This window comes from Acinetobacter sp. ANC_7511, assembly GCF_056779975.1.
On the sequence record NZ_JBWYIY010000012.1, the window covers coordinates 1 to 16,393 of the forward strand.

Sequence of the window (16,393 nt, forward strand, 5' to 3'; positions counted from 1 at the left end):
GGATAAATTTATCCCAAAGATTAGCCCAATCAGCCTTATTGCCCTTTTATTCACGATTGTAGCCATGTTCAGTCTTAAAGGTGGTGAAGTGATTAGCCTTCCTCTAGACGTGCTTAGAATCGCTATTCCTTTGACAATTTACTTTGTTGCGATGTTCTTCATCAGCTTCTTTATGAGTAAGTGGATGGGCAATGATTACCCTAAAACGACTGCTATTTCCTTTACTGCGGCAGGCAACAATTTTGAATTAGCACTGGCTGTAGCGATTGGCACTTTTGGATTAGCTTCACCTGTAGCTTTCACAACCGTGATTGGTCCGCTTGTTGAAGTTCCTGTATTGATTGCTTTAGTGACAGTGTCGCTATGGCTTAGAAAAAAAGTGTTTAAAGAGGCATGAGTCGAATGAACCTACCAAATATTGATCCTAGTCTTTTAGAAAAACCGACTTTAGAAAAAGTTCAGGCAAAGAACCTTAAACATCCACCAAGAATACTGCTTTTGTATGGCTCAAATCGTGATAGATCATATAGCCGTTTAGCTGTTCAGGAAGCTGGTCGAATCCTTGAATATTTTGGTGCGGAAGTGAAAATCTTCCATCCAAAAGGGCTACCCCTCCCTGAAGATGGTGATATGCAACATCCAAAGGTTAAGGAACTCCATGAACTCTTAGCATGGTCAGAAGGCATGGTGTGGTGCTCTCCTGAGCGTCATGGCTCAATGAGTTCGATATTGAAAGCTCAAATTGATTGGATTCCATTAGCAGCGGGTGCAATCCGTGCAACGCAAGGTAAAACCTTAGCTGTAATGCAAGTTTGTGGAGGTTCGCAATCCTTTAATGCTGTAAATCAATTACGTATTATAGGGCGTTGGATGCGTATGATCACGATACCAAATCAGTCCTCAGTCCCTAAAGCATTTCTAGAGTTTGAAGAGGATGGTCGTATGAAGCCTTCTTCTTATTACATAAGGATTGTCGATGTGATGGAAGAACTTTATAAATTTACGCTTTTAACCAGGGGACAGTCCTCATATCTCACTGACCGTTACTCTGAACGTGTAGAAAGTGCAGAAGAGCTTTCAAAGCGTGTGAATCAAAAGAGTATTTAGATTTCTTAAAATTAACATAATACACGTTATACGAAGTTTTAAAACAGAGTATATGATGCTGATTTTTATTTATTTTTTAAATTTTAAAGCCTAAACCAGTATCTAGGCTTTTTCATTTTGTATAACAGCTATTATATTAAATAGGGTGCTTACATACTTCATTCCTCTTTAATTTCTACTGTATAGAATGAGCGTGTGAAAGGCACTGTGCTGTAATTTCATCAAGGTTTTTTTCGATCTCGTTCCAACTATCGAGATATTCTTGAAATTTCTCATTCATAAAGTTTGAATGTAATGCTACCTGCATATAGTAGCCATCAATAACCAGGGCTATAAAATTTAGGTTGCTTTCAACAATGGCATATCCACCATTTTGCATTTGCAGAAAAGAGCGAGAAGCATAATCTAAATACTTGGCTTCTATTGGGGTCTTAGCAATCATTGCTGGAGAATATGCGGCAAAGATATTTTCACTCTTTACATTGTTCATAGGTAGCCAATAGAGATATCCATCTGTTTGCTTTAGGCTTTCACATAGCAGTTCATATAAGGCTTGATTACATTTTTCTTTATATCTATTTGAAAAATCTAATAAATTTAATTTTTTATTTTTAGAAATTATTGAAGGATCAATATAATTCTTATGATTAATCCATAAAGTAAATATATTAGAAATATCGGTATATTCCTTATTACTCAATTTTCCATAATAGGGCTTTAATGGATCATTATCCTCAATCCAAGGTTCAGTTTTCATATTCCTAGAACCATTCTCTAGTGTATTTAGACATTCATTTTAAAGTAAAGAAAAACTAAAATTAACATAATACACCTTATGCGAAATGATTTTTTATTAAATACAAATCAATAACTTATATCGATATAAAAACCCAGACCTATAAATCTGGGCTTTTTTATAGATTCTTCAAGTTCCACGCTTATTTATTAAGCAATGTTTCACATTAATATTAAGTAGAACTTTATAAGTCTTAAATTCCGTACTTCACACGGTATGCTTCCATTTTCGCTAAAGCATCTTTATCGCCTTTAGCATCTAAGTAATCCATTAAATCTTTCATTGTGATAAGCGCATGCACAGGAATTTCAAGCTCTTTTTGAACTTCTTGAATCGCAGACAATTCACCCTGACCTTTTTCTTGACGGTCAAGCGCAACCAATACACCCGCTATTTGCGCGCCTGCATTTTTTAAAATGGTCACAACTTCACGAATGGCTGTACCCGCAGTGATCACATCATCAATGATCCACACCTTTTTACCTTCTACCGAAGCACCCACAAGCACACCACCCTCACCGTGATCTTTAGCTTCTTTACGGTTGAAGCCCCAAGGTACACTTACACCGTGGTTTTGTGACAATGCTACAGCCGTTGCAGCGACAAATGGAATCCCTTTATATGCAGGGCCAAATATCACTTCAACGTGATCACATTCAGTTAACTTTGCTGCATAGCCAGAAGCCAAGCCAGTTAAGGCTTCACCGTCATTTAACAAACCGGCGTTGAAAAAATAAGGACTCACACGACCTGATTTTAAAGTAAACTCACCAAATTTAAGCACACCACGTGATAATGCCAGTTCGATAAAAGCTTGTGGATTAAATGCCGCTTGCGCTGTCATGAGGTGCTCCATTTATTAAATTGAGGTTAAACTCGAGCATGATACCAAAGAGTAGCTATCCTAGTGATCAAAAAATTTTACGTGTCGTATCAATCAACGTAAATGGTCTTCGTTCTGCAGAAAAAAAAGGAATTTTTGACTGGATGGCAACTTCAGATGCCGATGTCATTTGCATGCAAGAATCCCGTATTACACACGAACAATGGACAGATAAATTTAAGCCAGAAGGTTGGTATACACACCTATTCCCAGCTGAGCGTCCTGGCTATGCTGGTACCGCAATCTATAGTCGTTTGCCGTTTATCTCAGTTACCGATGGTCTGGGTTTTGAATTGGCTGATTCACAAGGTCGTTTTATCTCAGCAGAATTTGATCTAGGCTTAGAGAAAACAGCTCATATTTGCTCACTCTATTTACCATCAGGTTCTTCTGGTGAAGAAGCACAAGCCCGTAAAGATCACTTTCTAAATGAATACAAGCAGATCTTGAAACAATGGCGTGATGAAGGTAAATCTGTGATTGTTTGCGGTGACTACAATATCGTACATAAACGCATTGATATTAAGAACTGGTCAGGCAATCAAAAAGCTTCAGGTTGTTTACCACATGAACGTGCATGGCTCGATCATATTTATGATGATTTAGGCTATGTCGATACCTTCCGTGAAGTGCGTAAAGAAGCAGAACTTTATTCATGGTGGTCAAACCGAGGACAAGCCCGTGCCAAGAACGTGGGTTGGCGGATTGACTATCAAGCTTGCTCACCAGATTGGAAAGATCGTACTGTGAATGCATGGGTATATAAAGAAACGTGGTTTAGTGATCATGCCCCTGTCATTATCGATTATAAAATTTAGTGCCGTGCAAACTGAGTGAACAACTGTTTACTAAATGCACGCTAATTGCTCACAAATCTTGTCGTGTTAACGTATTTTTATTCCGACTAATTCAGTGCATTATTGTCGCACGGCACAGGGACATGTCAGGATGACAATAGGGATTGGAAGCCGTAGGATGAAAAGAAAATAAATTTCGGTTTATTTTCCAAGGATGAAGACATTGGACGTTGAATTGAGACCCGCATGATCAGGATGATTTAATGCGGGTTTTCTCTATTTAAAAGATCAATACAAATTTTAAGATAAGAAATTTTCCACCATTTTATTGATAACCACCATGAAGCCACACTGTAGATTTCAAACCTATTTAAAATATTCTGATCACATTTATGTTTTTGCGTAAATTTTGCTAAGCTCTAGACTGATCACAATGAATAAGACTGTTAGAGATGATTAAAGTTTACGGCATTAAAAATTGCAACTCGATGAAAAAAGCATTCGATTTACTCAATGAGTTGGGGCTTAGTTATGAGTTCCACGATTATAAGAAACAAGGTATTGATGCTGAAACAGTACAAAAATGGCTAAAGGATCTTGGTGCTGAACTTGTCCTCAATAAAAAGGGAACGACTTGGCGTAAATTGTCTGAGGAAGATCAACAAATTGCCCTTGCATCTGAACAGGGTTTGATTGAAGCACTGACTACACATACGAGCCTTATTAAAAGACCAGTGATCACTACTGAATCAGGCTATGTAGTAGGTTTTGATGAGAATGCGATAAAAGCATTAAAGAAATAAGAAATAAAAAAAGCCGAGCAACTACTCGGCTTTTTTATGAATCTTAAATTAGTTCACGCGTACCCAAGTTTGGTTACGACCAAGCGCTGATACGCCGATGAAACCACGAAGTTCGAGCTTTTGACCACCGTCTTTCAATGAACCCTTCAATTTGTAAGTTTTTCCAGATTGTGGGTCTAAGATTGAACCACCATCGTAATTCGTTCCACCTACATTTTTAAGACCCTTCACAATGGTTAAACCTTTTAAAGATTTCTTGTGATAGGGACCTTCACAGTTCGTACATGAATTTTCTTGACCCGGTGTGACAACACTCTGAATCGTTGCATTCAATGTTCCGTTTGGCTGTTCAGTGAATTTTACAAAAGCTTTAGCTTTTTTAGTTTTCTCATCAATCGTATTCCACACGGTACCATTGAGTGGATCTGCAGCATTTGCAAATACTGCTGAAGCGAGTAATCCTAACGCTAGTGCAATTTTTTTCATTGTTTTTTGTTTCCCTTGCTGAATTGACTTTAATATTATTAAAAATTGATAACATTTAAGCAATTTTTGAATGTGACTATTTAGTGTACCATTGTAATGCTGTGTGCTGATAATAAACATAATTTCATTAATATGGAAAAACAATGAAGATCAATCCGGTTTTGAAACAATACATAACAGAGTCTTTTTTAAAAACGAGTCTTCGCTTTCCGAGTCGCTTTAATCTTCCCCCCACCGTACTTCGTGTTGCCTTAGAGCAGATGACGCGTGTTTTTCCACAGTCCAAAGATGTCAGTATTCGAAAACTAAGAATCGCAGGTATTCGTGCCGAAGAAATTTTGCCTCAACCTGAAACGACTCAGCTCATTTTTCACATTCATGGTGGCGCATTCTTTTTAGGATCGTTAAATACACATCGCGCATTGATGACTGAAATGGCACTTCGGACTCAAATGCAAGTGCTACATATCGATTACCCTCTTTCACCTGAACAACGTTTCCCCGATCTCGGAGAAGCAATCTATGATGTGTACCAATTATTGGTAGAGCAAGGTGCTCAACCAAAAGATATTATTTTATCTGGCGATTCTTGTGGTGCCAATTTAGCACTTGCACTGGCTTTACGTTTAAAAGAAGAAAATCCAAAACTTCTTCCAAGTGGCTTGATTTTAATGTCACCCTTTCTTGACTTAACTTTGACCAGTGAATCTCTACGCTACAATCAAAAGCATGATGCTTTATTGTCAATTGAAGCTTTAGAAGCAGGCATAAATCATTATGTTCCTAAAGGTGTAGATGTCTCAATTCCCGAAATTTCCCCAATTTTTGGAGATCTCAAAGGATTGCCACCGACATTGGTTCAGGTGGGTTCAAAAGAAATTTTGTTAGACGACTCTACGCGATTTGAAGAAAAGGCTAAAGCAGCTGGAGTGGATGTTGAGTTTAAGTTATACACCGGTATGTGGCATAACTTCCAAATGTTTAGCGCTTGGTTTGATGAAGCAAAGCAAGCTTTGACCGATATCACAGAGTTTGCCCATCGTTTGGATAAAGACTGATTGAATCAAAACTGAAGTAAACATAAAAAAGAGTAGCGTAAGCTACTCCTTTTTTATTCATTTAGAATAAGTATGAGACACCAAATCCACCATGATAACTTCGATCGGATCCACTTAGGTCTACACCGATGCTTGCATCTAACTGCGCACGATCATTCAAGGCATAGATTAAACCAGATGCCAGTCCATACTCTCGCTCTTGGCTTTCTTTCTTGGTAAATACTGCTTCAGAATAGCCCGATAAATTACCCACGATTTTATACCCAATAGTAGGTACAGCAGTCACCGACCAGTCACTATTTTGAGCCGAATAGAACATTCCTATTCCTGTCGTTACAGTATCGTTATATTGATACTCAACAGATGAGCCCAAAGTATAAATATCATCAACATAAGTAAAACGATCATTTCCTGTTGCGATTTTAGCTTGTGCCAAAATTGCCATTTTCAGTTGATCATCTTGTAAGTCAACGTGATGCTTAATCCCAACAGAAACATCACCTAAACCATCATGGTCATCAGTTCGATTTTGGATTCGGGTCCGCTCCCACGCTGGGCCATCCCAACCCAATTGAAGCTCAGTATTCTTACTCAATCCCGTACGCAACAGGACATCAGCATTGAGTCGCAATGATTTATTTTTAAAACCATTTTCAGTACTTTCAACATACTGTGCAGTTGGAAGTCCCTGCTCCCATGCCAATTGACCTACGGGCGTAATGCCTGTGCTGAAACTCGTACCAGGTCGATCGAAGGCAAAATCTGCAGCCATCGCACTTACACTCGCGGTTGAGCAAAGTATCAAGCTCAGTTGTTTTAATTTTGTCATGGGGCACCCAAATTAATTTAATTCTTTCGTCATTTTTGCGCCACGGCTACGTAATAACTCGAGTGTCTCACGTTCTTCCGGTAAAGCCTGTGACCAATCAATGGTATCAAAATCGCAGTCGAAAAATAAATCACTAATTGAACTCAGAATGGTATTCCCCTCTTCATCTTTGGTATTAGGATCAACTTGATGATCAAGTAAGCGTTGAACTGCAGGCACACATGCAGCACTCGCAGCATCCCAAAGTGGGCCGTAACATTCCTCTGCATCCCATAAATGGAAATTAGCTTTCGCTGCAATCAGTGCATCTAGAATATCAAGATGTACTTGTAATTTCTGTTGTTTTTCTTCTGTTGAAAGCGCATTTCCTTGCTCATACGCTTCACAAATTTCTTCCCACCATTGAAATAAAGTGTCTGACCACACAGAAACCGCAGGGCCTTTCTCTCCTGCGATAAAGTTTGGATCTAAACCTTCTGCTAACAGGCGCTGTACCTGTGCTAGGTCTAATTCTTCTAAGGCCTGTAAAAACACTTGTTGATGTGCTGTTAGCATTTACTTTCTCTACTATTTATCTATAACGACATTATGCCTAATAATGCAGATCATTATTCAATTAAATAAATCAAAACTGTTCATTCAAAATTTTATTCAAAAAAAAAAGCCCCGAAGGGCTTTTTGCTATTCCACATCCACTTCATCTTCTTTCAGTTGGATGGGCGCTCCACGAGGGTTCTCTTTTTTCTCGAATACATGTTCAAGACTACGCTTTAATCGGTCAATCGCACCATGAATCGCTGTGTCGATATTATGACCTCTGTGATTGACCACAACTGGTTTTAGTCCAGCTGGGCGAGCTTCGATCATACATTGAATATCGTCTGCACCGCCTTTATGGGCATTTTCATCACTTAAATGAACCGAAAAATGGGTAATTCTTTCACTATGGCGTTGAAACTCTGTATTTAGTTCTGCACGTACATAATCAATTAATCGCTCACTGTTTTGAATATTCTTATCTGTACGGATTTCTATGTTCATAAATATCATCCTCACTCTTCTTCTGAATCATTTTTGTGCAAAACTTTTTATCTTGGCACGTTTGTAGCTTGCAATCTAATTGCATCGAACATCTTCAATTGCTGTTTGGAATACGTCCCTCCACATTGAATGATGAACACTTTTTGAGTCTGCAGAACCGTGTCCTTATACTTTGAATATCGGGCCTAACTCAAAAATATGCAAGTGGTATTTTAAAAAATTAATAAAAGGATTACTCATTGTGACAAGTACTTACTTACGCGGACAGGCGCTTATTGATTCGATTCAAAATGCACCTTATTCCAGAGACTTGAGAGGTTATGGGGCGAATCCACCTCATCCTCATTGGCCTAATCAAGCGCGTATCGCAGTGCAATTTGTCTTAAATTATGAAGAAGGTGGTGAAAACCACATTGAGCACGGTGATCAAGGTTCAGAGCAATTTTTATCTGAAATCGTTGGTGCTGCCAGTTTTAATGCTAAGCATATGTCAATGGATTCTATGTATGAGTATGGGTCAAGAGTCGGTTTTTGGCGTATTCATAATGAGTTCAAGAAACGTCAATTACCCATGACTATTTTTGGTGTGGGAATGGCTTTGGCACGTCATCCAGATGTGGTCGAAGCAATTAAATCTGCGGATTACGATGTGGTATCTCATGGTCAACGTTGGTTGCATTATCAGAATATGGATATTGAGACCGAAAGGCAGCATATGGATCAAGCCATTAGTGTACTTGAAACGCTATTCGGACAAGCCCCAATCGGTTGGTACACAGGTCGAGATAGTCCTAACACACGTCAACTTTTAACTGAATTTCCTCAAATCAAATACGACTGTGATTATTACGGCGATGATTTACCTTTTTGGACACAGCTCACCCATCCCAATGGCGAGCAGCATCCGCATTTAATTATTCCTTATACTCTGGACACCAACGACATGAAGTTTAGTTCAGCAGGTGGCTTCAATCATGGTGAACAATTTTATCAATATCTAAAGGATGCCTTTGATGTCTTGTATGCCGAAGGGGAAACTGCACCAAAAATGATGTCTATTGGGATGCACTGCCGTCTTTTAGGACGCCCAGGACGCTTCAAGGCACTACAACAGTTCTTAGACTATGTTCAATCTCATGAACATGTTTGGATTTGTCGTCGTGGAGATATTGCGCAACATTGGATCGATCATTTCGCACCATAATTTCACATTCATGAGAAAAAGAGTGCTTTATAAAGTGCTCTTTTGATCTTTTTCAGTCACTTTTTCCACCAAATCTACGTTGGCATTGTTATTGCAATTTAAGCCTAAAGTTTCAATGTATAGGTTTGAATTGTGTTGCTTTCAGAATTTAATCAAACATCTGTTGAACATCAGAAAGCATTTTTATTGCAATGTGTTCATATCCCACGATGGGGCGAGGAAATCATTCATCACGGTCCTTTTGACACACGAGAAGGACTATTAAAGTATGCTGAACAACATGCCATTACATGGACATGGGATGAAATTTTAGCAGCCCTAAATACACACCCAAGGATTGGCGAAAGAAAAGCAAAACTTGAATTATCAGAACAAGAACAAACTTTTTCAAGGCGTGAACAAGCACGCATCACACATGATCAAGAAGTTCTAGATGCGTTATATAAAGGCAACTTGGCCTATGAAAAAAAATTCGGTTTTATTTTTCTGATTAAAGCTTCTGGTTTGAATAGTGAAGAGATTCTGACTGCATTGGAATACCGCTTACTAAACGATTTTGAGACCGAAAAAAGAATCGTCCATCGCCAACTTTTAGAAATTGCTTTATTGCGCCTCTCACAGGAAATTCAAGCATGATCAGCTCACATATTTTAGATACCCACCTTGGACGTCCTGCAAGTAATGTTGAAGTTAAGCTTTTTTCTGCGTCTGGAGAGTTATTAGCGATAGCCAAAACCAATTCTGATGGACGTGTGACAGCAGCAGATTTTGGACTCGATCAAATTGATGTCGCTGAATACAGCATCGAATTTATGACGCAAGCATATTTCTCAGCGCAGAACATCCCAACTTTTTTTCCAAAAGCCGTCATTCATTTTTCAGTAAACGACGCTCACCAACATTACCACATTCCCTTGCTGATTAGCCCTTATGCCTACTCCACCTATCGTGGCAGCTGAGCACTCGCAAATTTAAAATATAGAGGGATTTATTATGACTGCACACGAACAACAACAATCACCCGAACATGAATATCTTGGTACTGGTAAAAGTGCTGCTTATGGCTTACAACATGTTTTAACCATGTATGGTGGTATTATAGCGCCTCCTCTGATCGTTGGTACGGCTGCAGGCTTATCAGGTATGGAAATTGGGCTACTCATCGCTGCTGCTTTATTTGTCGGTGGCTTAGCGACAATTTTACAAACCATAGGCGTTAAACATATTGGTGCACAATTGCCCTTGGTTCAGGGTGTCTCTTTTGCTGGTGTAGCCACAATGGTCGCAATTGTCACCACAGGTGGCGGATTACAGGCAGTCTATGGTGCCGTCATTGTGGCATCACTTTTAGGGTTTTTCTTAGCGCCCTACTTCTCTAAAATTATTCGATTTTTTCCCCCAGTTGTTACAGGCTGTGTAATTACAATCATAGGCTTATCACTCCTGCCAGTTGCTGTGCGTTGGATGATGGGCGGCAATAAAAGTGCACCTGATTGGGGAAGTGCTGAAAATATTTGTTTAGCGTTAGCGACGCTTGCAATCGTCATAATATTGAATATGGCTGGCAGTGCCACAATTCGACGCCTTTCAATTTTACTGGCAATTATTCTTGGCACTGTCTTAGCATTTATGTTTGGCTTTGGTGATTTTAGCAAAGTTGGGGAAGGTCATTGGTTACAGGTTCCTAGCTTCTTTGCATTTGGTATGCCGACCTTTGAGTTTACAGCAATACTTTCCATGATCATTGTTACCCTCGTGATTATGACTGAGACTACAGCTGATATTATTGCAGTCGGTGAAATTATCGGTACGGATGTAGATTCAAAACGTATTTCAGATGGTCTACGCGCAGATATGTTATCAAGTGCAGCAGCACCGATCTTTGGTTCATTTATGCAAAGTGCGTTTGCGCAAAACGTTGGTTTAGTTGCAATAACAGGGATTAAAAGTCGCTATGTTGTCGCTGCTGGCGGGATAATTCTGGTCGTACTTGGATTACTCCCAGTGATGGGGCGTTTTATTGCAGCGATTCCTGTGCCTGTACTTGGGGGGGCTGGCCTTGTTTTATTTGGTACAGTAGCCGCGAGTGGTATCCGTACACTGGCAAAAATTGATTATAACGATCAGAAAAACTTAATTATTGTCGCGACTTCAATTGCTGCAGGAATGGTACCCATTATTGACCATTCATTCTATTCCGACTTCCCAAAATGGGTCCAAACCTTGTTCCATTCGGGTATTAGCTCAACCTGCTTAATGGCGATAATCCTCAATATATTATTTAATCACTTAAAATTATTTGGACCGAAAATTAGTATTAAAAGTAAACAAATAATTGATTCTCATCATTAATTTAAACCATCTTTGTATCAATGCCTGCATACGTGGGCATTAATTTTTCCTTTCATCCAATTTTGGCTTTATTTTTGCAAAAGAATCGTTATTCTGTTACCGCTTTCTCTGGGGATTCTTTTATGAAACTTAATCAAATCGCAGCACTTTGCGCATTAGCTTCTACAGCAGCGTTTACTCAAGCAAGTCCAATTGTTTGGCAAGATTTCAGCCTAACTGGTCTTTATGGCGATAACTACCTAAACCCTTTCTCTCAACAAGAAGGTGAACGCTATACCATCACTGCTGAATATGCTGCAAAGCTTAAGTACTCGGATGTTTTCTTTTTCGTCGATCAACAATGGGGCGGAAAAGATGGCGATTCAACTTACCTTGAATTAGCTCCACGATTAAGTTTAAGTGAAGTTTCTGGCCAAAAACTAAGCGCTGGTCCAATCAAAGATGTATTGATTGCAACGACTTGGGAACACAACGCTGGTTATAACAACAATACTGAGTTCAATAACTTCTTGTATGGCGTAGGCTTTGCTTTAGATATTCCTTACACGCAATATGCAAATATTAACTTCTATCGAGTTGACAATGACTTGACTGAAGATGACTACCAAATGACGATCACTTACGCTGTTCCATTCAAGCTAGGCAATGAAGAATTCTTGGCAGATGCATTCCTTGATTGGTCTACAAATGAAGGTCCTGGTCATGCGAGTGAATTGAACTGGACAAGCCAATATAAATGGAATGTTGGTAAACATATCTCTCCAAAAACCAAATTGTATGTAGGTGTTGAACACTCTGTTTGGAACAATAAATTCGGTCAAAAAGGTCAAGACCAAAACGATGTAAGCGCATTGGTTAAATATCATTTCTAATTGATATTTATAATAAAAAAGCAAGACTAGTGTCTTGCTTTTTTTATGCTCAATAATCAAAATAAAGTTATAAATACTGACGATTAGAATAAAAAATGTCTTTTAAAATTCGTTTCGCAACTGAACAGGATTTAACTCAAATCCAAGATATTTACAACGATGAAATTCTGAATGGTTTTGCAACATGGAATGAGCAAGATCAAGACATTTATTATTATCAGAATTGGTATCGTCAGCATCTAATAGATCATTTCCCTATTTTTGTGGTTGAAAACGAACTCACCCAACAAATTGCAGGTTATGCTGAATACAGTACATTTAGAGCGATCAGTGGTTTTAGACAAACTGTCGAACACTCTGTGTATATTCATCCCAATTTTACACGTTTGGGTTTAGGCAAAGCTTTACTCCAACATTTAATTCAATACGCAAGCCAACATAAAATTCATGTCATGATCGCTGCTATAGATCATGAAAATTTTGCATCCATCAAATTACATGAATACTTTGGATTTAAACAAACAGGCTATTTACCTGAAGTCGGACAAAAATTTGGATCTTGGCGCAATCTCGTCTTATTCCAACTGAATCTAAATACTTAAAAAGGGCATTTAGCCCTTTTAGTTAAAATTTTTTAATCCAAAGGATTTCCAACAATATTACTGATAATACCTTTCATAATATGAGGTCCTTGTTCTTTTCTTAAGTCCTCATACCATTCACGAGTAATCGATTCGTCTTTCATATGCGTCACATCACAACGTTTACGCGCTCTCAATACCATTTCAGCAGTGCGTTCATTACGTTTGTTTTGATAACGTCTTAAAGCATCCTGAATTCCCAGTGTATTAATCTGTAATGCCCGAGCCAAATAAATGGCATCTTCCATCGCTTGGCAACCGCCCTGCCCAATATCAGGTGTTGTACTATGTGCTGCATCGCCAACAATCACAACTCGCCCTTTATAGAAATCTGCAAATGGTTCTATATCATGGATTTCAACACGATTGGTTCGCTGTTCATCAATAGAATCAATCAAAGTTTGTACTGGCGGACACCAACCGTCAAAATATTGTTTCAATAATTTTTTATATTGAGTACGATCATTTTCCAAACCTAATTCAAGTGGTACATCAAAGAAGAAATAAAAACGATTACCTGCGACTGGCATTAAAGAAGCTCGCTTCCCTTCTCCCACAAAGGTGGTCCACTGATCAGCAGGTGCCAGCGACTCAGAAATTTCGACCAACCCATTCCAATTCACATAACCGGCATAACGACGCTCAACTTGCTCACCTAAAACATAGGCACGCGTGATCGAATGAGTGCCATCCGCGCCGACCAATAAATCCGTGGTGATTTCTGTTCCGTCAGCAAAATGGATTTTGACGTCATCACCTTGATCCTCAAGTCCGATCAATTTTTTTGCAAGATGAATATCTTCACGCCCAAACTCATCCATCAACATATTTTGTAATTCAGCGCGAGAAACTGGATAAGGTCGCTGCCCAACTTCTTCAATCAACGGATATAAATTAAATTGCGTCATGACATCACCCGTGAGCCCATCGACATAAGCAAGGTGATCCATTTTCCCACCAAGTTGAGCGACTTGATCCGTGAGTCCTAGATAGTTCAAACATTTCACACCATTTGACCACAATGAAATCGCAGCACCCACGGGTAAAATTTTTTCAGTTTGTTCATATATTGAAACTTGATGACCAAATTTCTTCAGCGCAATTCCGGTCGTTAATCCTGCCATTCCGGCACCAATAATGGTGATATTCATTTTTACTTCCACAATTTTTTTTGCTTTAACCCACTGCTTAAAGCGAAAAACGTGCCATTTCCACCAATATAGCGCTACATAAGTGCAAGGTTGGCACATGCTGTGCATTCTTTTTAAAGCCCTTAAGCAGATGCGACATAACAACGCATTACGATTCTAAGAATGCATTCTTTTGATAAGAATCAAGTTTTAAAGCAATAATGGAAGATGACATGGCAACACTATTGGCACCGGAATTTGAAATCCCTACTCCTTTACAGCAACTTACTAACCTTGCAGATGCCCGAATTGGTGCAAAAGTCACAACATGTTCTGATGATTTTTTTGCTGAAGCTCAACGTATGCTTCAGTTTGATGCGCCTATCTTTGTAGAAGGTAAATTTGATGATCATGGCAAGTGGATGGATGGATGGGAAACCCGTCGTAAACGTCACAGTGGTTATGATTGGGCGATTGTTCAGTTAGGTGTTGCAGGTAAAATTAAAGCACTCGATATTGATACCACTTTTTTTAGTGGTAATTATCCCGCTTCTGCTTCAGTAGAAGGGTGTTATGCACCAAATGAAAACTTAGATGATGCTGAATGGCACCAAATTTTACCAAATAGTATATTGGGACCAAGTCAGCACCATGTCTTTGAAGTTTCAATGAATCAGATCTTTACCCATCTTCGTTTAAATATTTTTCCAGATGGGGGTATCGCACGATTCCGCGTATATGGTGAAGTCAGCGTTAAAATCCAAGATCAAAGCCAAACCCTCGACCTGCTTGCACTTGAAAATGGTGGACGTGTTATTGCCTATAGTGATGCACACTTCGGACATCCACGTAATCTGATCAATCCAGGACGTGGGATTAATATGGGTGATGGTTGGGAAACCGCACGCCGTCGTGCACCCGGTTTCGACTGGTGTATTTTAGCTTTAGGGCAAGCTGGTCACATTGAAAAGATCGAGATTGATACAGCCCACTTTAAAGGAAATTATCCTGCTGAAGTGTCCATTCAAGCCATTTATATAGAAGATGCAACGGATCCTCAATTGATTCCACAAAGTATGTTTTGGCCTTTCTTATTAGATGCTCAACCAATGCAAATGGATCACATTCATAACTTTGTAAATGAAGTATTGGGACACGAAAAAATTTCTCATATTCGGGTGAATATGATTCCTGATGGAGGGATTAGCCGTATACGCCTCTGGGGTAAAGTAAATCCTTAGTTGAGCATTTGTTACTTTTAAAGTGATCTTATTTTGACTGCATTTTCGACACAATTCTAAATTGAAAATGCAGTATCTTTTTAGCGAATTTTATGATGCATACCATTACCCTACAACCTTTAACCTCCGAAAATTTTGCACCTTTTGGTGACGTCATTGCTTGCCAAGGAAATGATTATTTTCATATTAACGATGCGCATACAGAGCGCTATCATGCTTTAGTGACCACTGAAATTATTGGCGATGCCAAAGCCGGGATTAGTATTTTTCGAAATATTCAAAGTACCAATATTCCGTTCAAAATTTCGATGCTTGAACGTCATCCTCATGGATCACAAGCTTTCATCCCGATGCAGGGACAAAAGTTTTTAGTAGTGGTTGCACCAAACTTAAATGCGGATCAGCCCGATATTTCAAACCTACAAGCTTTTATAACCAATGGCTCTCAAGGTGTAAACTATCGGGCAGGGACTTGGCATCATCCACTTTTAACATTGGAAAGCCCGAGTGATTTTGCGGTGGTGGATCGGATTGGCAGTGGATCTAATTGTGATGTGTTTAAGTTTGATCAAATTGAAATATCATATTGAATCTGGTGCTTATGCATCTCAATTATGCAGATCATGAGACCATCTAATTTTATGTCCATCTTTGACTATTATTTTACAACTAGGTAATCATTGTCATTCACCGATGTCGCATATTCTTCCATTCTTGAAATCAGTCCATTTTCAATGGTGTACTCTTGTACCCATTTTTGCTCAAATTCACCATCTTGACCATCAATCGTAAATTTTTCACGTCCAAAAACCACCACTTTGTTACCTTCTTTGACCATACGTAAAATATCAAAGTATGCGACATGCATGGTTGTGAAATTGGTATTGAAGAACTGTTCTACACCCGTTTTTCCTTCAAATCGAATTGAAGGCAGTTTTTGTGAGCCATGGTGAGTCCATACCGTATCCTCAGTTACTGTTGCAACAGCAGCCTGTAAATCTTGAGACCTAAATGCCTCAAACATTTGGTCTATGATTTGAAGTGAATTGATCATACTCATTTTATTTACTCTTTTTATCTTAGGATAAAAAGAGGTTAATGAAGGGAGAGTGAAAGATCACTATCAGCTGGTATAGCGATTTAAAGATTTTGC

Annotated in this window: 21 protein-coding genes; 13 read left to right on the forward strand and 8 right to left on the reverse strand. The window is 38.9% G+C overall.

The window, feature by feature from the left end:
- Positions 1–397, forward strand: a 397-nt coding sequence (locus AC1M9L_RS09290) for an arsenic resistance protein (RefSeq protein ID WP_481591957.1), incomplete at its 5' end; no start/stop codon positions are given.
- Positions 398–402: 5 nt separating this feature from the next.
- Positions 403–1,107 (forward strand): arsenical resistance protein ArsH, encoded by a 705-nt coding sequence (arsH, locus tag AC1M9L_RS09295; protein WP_481592017.1) that lies wholly within the window; start codon positions 403–405, stop codon positions 1,105–1,107.
- 175 nt (positions 1,108–1,282) lie between these two features.
- Here arsH and AC1M9L_RS09300 read toward each other — a convergent pair whose 3' ends face one another.
- Positions 1,283–1,864, reverse strand: coding sequence for a hypothetical protein (locus AC1M9L_RS09300; RefSeq protein ID WP_180095400.1), 582 nt, complete (start codon positions 1,862–1,864; stop codon positions 1,283–1,285).
- 232 nt (positions 1,865–2,096) lie between these two features.
- A complete protein-coding gene (gene pyrE, locus AC1M9L_RS09305; protein WP_481591958.1) occupies positions 2,097–2,747 on the reverse strand; it encodes an orotate phosphoribosyltransferase in 651 nt (216 codons plus the stop codon).
- 38 nt (positions 2,748–2,785) lie between these two features.
- On the opposite strand from pyrE, the gene AC1M9L_RS09310 reads away from it, so the two are divergent.
- Together AC1M9L_RS09310 and AC1M9L_RS09315 are read left to right on the forward strand one after the other, a co-directional pair.
- The gene (locus AC1M9L_RS09310) at positions 2,786–3,604 is read left to right on the forward strand and encodes an exodeoxyribonuclease III (protein WP_092766525.1); all 819 of its coding nucleotides are present in this window, start codon (positions 2,786–2,788) and stop codon (positions 3,602–3,604) included.
- A gap of 431 nt (positions 3,605–4,035) precedes the next feature.
- Entirely contained in the window at positions 4,036–4,386 is a 351-nt protein-coding gene (locus tag AC1M9L_RS09315) for a Spx/MgsR family RNA polymerase-binding regulatory protein (RefSeq protein ID WP_035264692.1), read from the forward strand.
- Positions 4,387–4,434: 48 nt separating this feature from the next.
- Here AC1M9L_RS09315 and AC1M9L_RS09320 read toward each other — a convergent pair whose 3' ends face one another.
- Positions 4,435–4,872, reverse strand: coding sequence for a DUF2147 domain-containing protein (locus AC1M9L_RS09320; RefSeq protein ID WP_035264927.1), 438 nt, complete (start codon positions 4,870–4,872; stop codon positions 4,435–4,437).
- Positions 4,873–5,015: 143 nt separating this feature from the next.
- On the opposite strand from AC1M9L_RS09320, the gene AC1M9L_RS09325 reads away from it, so the two are divergent.
- Entirely contained in the window at positions 5,016–5,930 is a 915-nt protein-coding gene (locus AC1M9L_RS09325) for an alpha/beta hydrolase (protein ID WP_481591959.1), read from the forward strand.
- 61 nt (positions 5,931–5,991) lie between these two features.
- Here AC1M9L_RS09325 and AC1M9L_RS09330 read toward each other — a convergent pair whose 3' ends face one another.
- The 3 genes from AC1M9L_RS09330 to AC1M9L_RS09340 all read right to left on the reverse strand — a co-directional run bounded on the left by AC1M9L_RS09330 (position 5,992) and on the right by AC1M9L_RS09340 (position 7,800).
- Complete coding sequence (locus AC1M9L_RS09330) at positions 5,992–6,759, reverse strand: transporter (RefSeq protein WP_035264697.1); 768 nt, start codon at positions 6,757–6,759, stop codon at positions 5,992–5,994.
- A 12-nt stretch (positions 6,760–6,771) separates the two neighbouring features.
- Positions 6,772–7,314: an ankyrin repeat domain-containing protein gene (locus tag AC1M9L_RS09335; protein ID WP_035264700.1), complete on the reverse strand. Its 543-nt coding sequence runs from the start codon at positions 7,312–7,314 to the stop codon at positions 6,772–6,774.
- Positions 7,315–7,440: 126 nt separating this feature from the next.
- On the reverse strand, positions 7,441–7,800 hold the full coding sequence (locus AC1M9L_RS09340; RefSeq protein ID WP_035264715.1) for an HPF/RaiA family ribosome-associated protein: 360 nt from the start codon (positions 7,798–7,800) through the stop codon (positions 7,441–7,443).
- A gap of 241 nt (positions 7,801–8,041) precedes the next feature.
- On the opposite strand from AC1M9L_RS09340, the gene puuE reads away from it, so the two are divergent.
- The 6 genes from puuE to AC1M9L_RS09370 all read left to right on the forward strand — a co-directional run bounded on the left by puuE (position 8,042) and on the right by AC1M9L_RS09370 (position 12,830).
- The gene (gene puuE / locus AC1M9L_RS09345; protein WP_481588788.1) at positions 8,042–9,004 is read left to right on the forward strand and encodes an allantoinase PuuE; all 963 of its coding nucleotides are present in this window, start codon (positions 8,042–8,044) and stop codon (positions 9,002–9,004) included.
- A 132-nt stretch (positions 9,005–9,136) separates the two neighbouring features.
- A complete protein-coding gene (gene uraD, locus AC1M9L_RS09350) occupies positions 9,137–9,640 on the forward strand; it encodes a 2-oxo-4-hydroxy-4-carboxy-5-ureidoimidazoline decarboxylase (protein ID WP_481591960.1) in 504 nt (167 codons plus the stop codon).
- Positions 9,637–9,963 (forward strand): hydroxyisourate hydrolase, encoded by a 327-nt coding sequence (gene uraH / locus AC1M9L_RS09355; protein ID WP_035264724.1) that lies wholly within the window; start codon positions 9,637–9,639, stop codon positions 9,961–9,963. Before uraD ends, uraH begins: the two co-directional genes overlap by 4 nt.
- Positions 9,964–9,997: 34 nt before the next feature.
- Positions 9,998–11,356, forward strand: coding sequence for a nucleobase:cation symporter-2 family protein (locus AC1M9L_RS09360; RefSeq protein ID WP_481591961.1), 1,359 nt, complete (start codon positions 9,998–10,000; stop codon positions 11,354–11,356).
- Positions 11,357–11,478: 122 nt separating this feature from the next.
- Complete coding sequence (locus AC1M9L_RS09365) at positions 11,479–12,228, forward strand: outer membrane protein OmpK (protein WP_035264928.1); 750 nt, start codon at positions 11,479–11,481, stop codon at positions 12,226–12,228.
- A 95-nt stretch (positions 12,229–12,323) separates the two neighbouring features.
- Positions 12,324–12,830: a GNAT family N-acetyltransferase gene (locus AC1M9L_RS09370; protein ID WP_092766530.1), complete on the forward strand. Its 507-nt coding sequence runs from the start codon at positions 12,324–12,326 to the stop codon at positions 12,828–12,830.
- Between the two features lie 32 nt (positions 12,831–12,862).
- On the opposite strand, the gene hpxO is transcribed toward AC1M9L_RS09370, so the two are convergent.
- Positions 12,863–14,020, reverse strand: a complete 1,158-nt coding sequence (gene hpxO / locus AC1M9L_RS09375) for an FAD-dependent urate hydroxylase HpxO (protein WP_481591962.1) — start codon at positions 14,018–14,020, stop codon at positions 12,863–12,865.
- 212 nt (positions 14,021–14,232) lie between these two features.
- Between hpxO and alc the strand changes: the two genes are divergently transcribed.
- Both alc and AC1M9L_RS09385 read left to right on the forward strand, forming a co-directional pair.
- A complete protein-coding gene (gene alc / locus AC1M9L_RS09380; protein ID WP_481591963.1) occupies positions 14,233–15,240 on the forward strand; it encodes an allantoicase in 1,008 nt (335 codons plus the stop codon).
- Between the two features lie 92 nt (positions 15,241–15,332).
- On the forward strand, positions 15,333–15,830 hold the full coding sequence (locus tag AC1M9L_RS09385) for an ureidoglycolate lyase (protein WP_481591964.1): 498 nt from the start codon (positions 15,333–15,335) through the stop codon (positions 15,828–15,830).
- A 68-nt stretch (positions 15,831–15,898) separates the two neighbouring features.
- Here AC1M9L_RS09385 and AC1M9L_RS09390 read toward each other — a convergent pair whose 3' ends face one another.
- Positions 15,899–16,300, reverse strand: coding sequence for a nuclear transport factor 2 family protein (locus tag AC1M9L_RS09390; protein ID WP_481591965.1), 402 nt, complete (start codon positions 16,298–16,300; stop codon positions 15,899–15,901).
- Between the last annotated feature and the right edge of the window lie 93 nt (positions 16,301–16,393).

What these genes read in the sequence shown, in the direction of transcription:
- AC1M9L_RS09365 (WP_035264928.1), top strand. Translation starts at nt 11,479, where the DNA reads ATGAAACTTAATCAAATCGCAGCACTTTGCGCATTAGCTTCTACAGCA.
- AC1M9L_RS09325 (WP_481591959.1), top strand. Translation starts at nt 5,016, where the DNA reads ATGAAGATCAATCCGGTTTTGAAACAATACATAACAGAGTCTTTTTTA.
- pyrE (WP_481591958.1), bottom strand. Translation starts at nt 2,747, where the DNA reads ATGACAGCGCAAGCGGCATTTAATCCACAAGCTTTTATCGAACTGGCA.
- AC1M9L_RS09390 (WP_481591965.1), bottom strand. Translation starts at nt 16,300, where the DNA reads ATGAGTATGATCAATTCACTTCAAATCATAGACCAAATGTTTGAGGCA.
- AC1M9L_RS09335 (WP_035264700.1), bottom strand. Translation starts at nt 7,314, where the DNA reads ATGCTAACAGCACATCAACAAGTGTTTTTACAGGCCTTAGAAGAATTA.
- AC1M9L_RS09360 (WP_481591961.1), top strand. Translation starts at nt 9,998, where the DNA reads ATGACTGCACACGAACAACAACAATCACCCGAACATGAATATCTTGGT.
- AC1M9L_RS09370 (WP_092766530.1), top strand. Translation starts at nt 12,324, where the DNA reads ATGTCTTTTAAAATTCGTTTCGCAACTGAACAGGATTTAACTCAAATC.
- AC1M9L_RS09330 (WP_035264697.1), bottom strand. Translation starts at nt 6,759, where the DNA reads ATGACAAAATTAAAACAACTGAGCTTGATACTTTGCTCAACCGCGAGT.
- AC1M9L_RS09340 (WP_035264715.1), bottom strand. Translation starts at nt 7,800, where the DNA reads ATGAACATAGAAATCCGTACAGATAAGAATATTCAAAACAGTGAGCGA.
- arsH (WP_481592017.1), top strand. Translation starts at nt 403, where the DNA reads ATGAACCTACCAAATATTGATCCTAGTCTTTTAGAAAAACCGACTTTA.
- AC1M9L_RS09385 (WP_481591964.1), top strand. Translation starts at nt 15,333, where the DNA reads ATGATGCATACCATTACCCTACAACCTTTAACCTCCGAAAATTTTGCA.
- alc (WP_481591963.1), top strand. Translation starts at nt 14,233, where the DNA reads ATGGCAACACTATTGGCACCGGAATTTGAAATCCCTACTCCTTTACAG.
- AC1M9L_RS09310 (WP_092766525.1), top strand. Translation starts at nt 2,786, where the DNA reads ATGATACCAAAGAGTAGCTATCCTAGTGATCAAAAAATTTTACGTGTC.
- AC1M9L_RS09320 (WP_035264927.1), bottom strand. Translation starts at nt 4,872, where the DNA reads ATGAAAAAAATTGCACTAGCGTTAGGATTACTCGCTTCAGCAGTATTT.
- AC1M9L_RS09300 (WP_180095400.1), bottom strand. Translation starts at nt 1,864, where the DNA reads ATGAAAACTGAACCTTGGATTGAGGATAATGATCCATTAAAGCCCTAT.
- AC1M9L_RS09315 (WP_035264692.1), top strand. Translation starts at nt 4,036, where the DNA reads ATGATTAAAGTTTACGGCATTAAAAATTGCAACTCGATGAAAAAAGCA.
- hpxO (WP_481591962.1), bottom strand. Translation starts at nt 14,020, where the DNA reads ATGAATATCACCATTATTGGTGCCGGAATGGCAGGATTAACGACCGGA.
- uraH (WP_035264724.1), top strand. Translation starts at nt 9,637, where the DNA reads ATGATCAGCTCACATATTTTAGATACCCACCTTGGACGTCCTGCAAGT.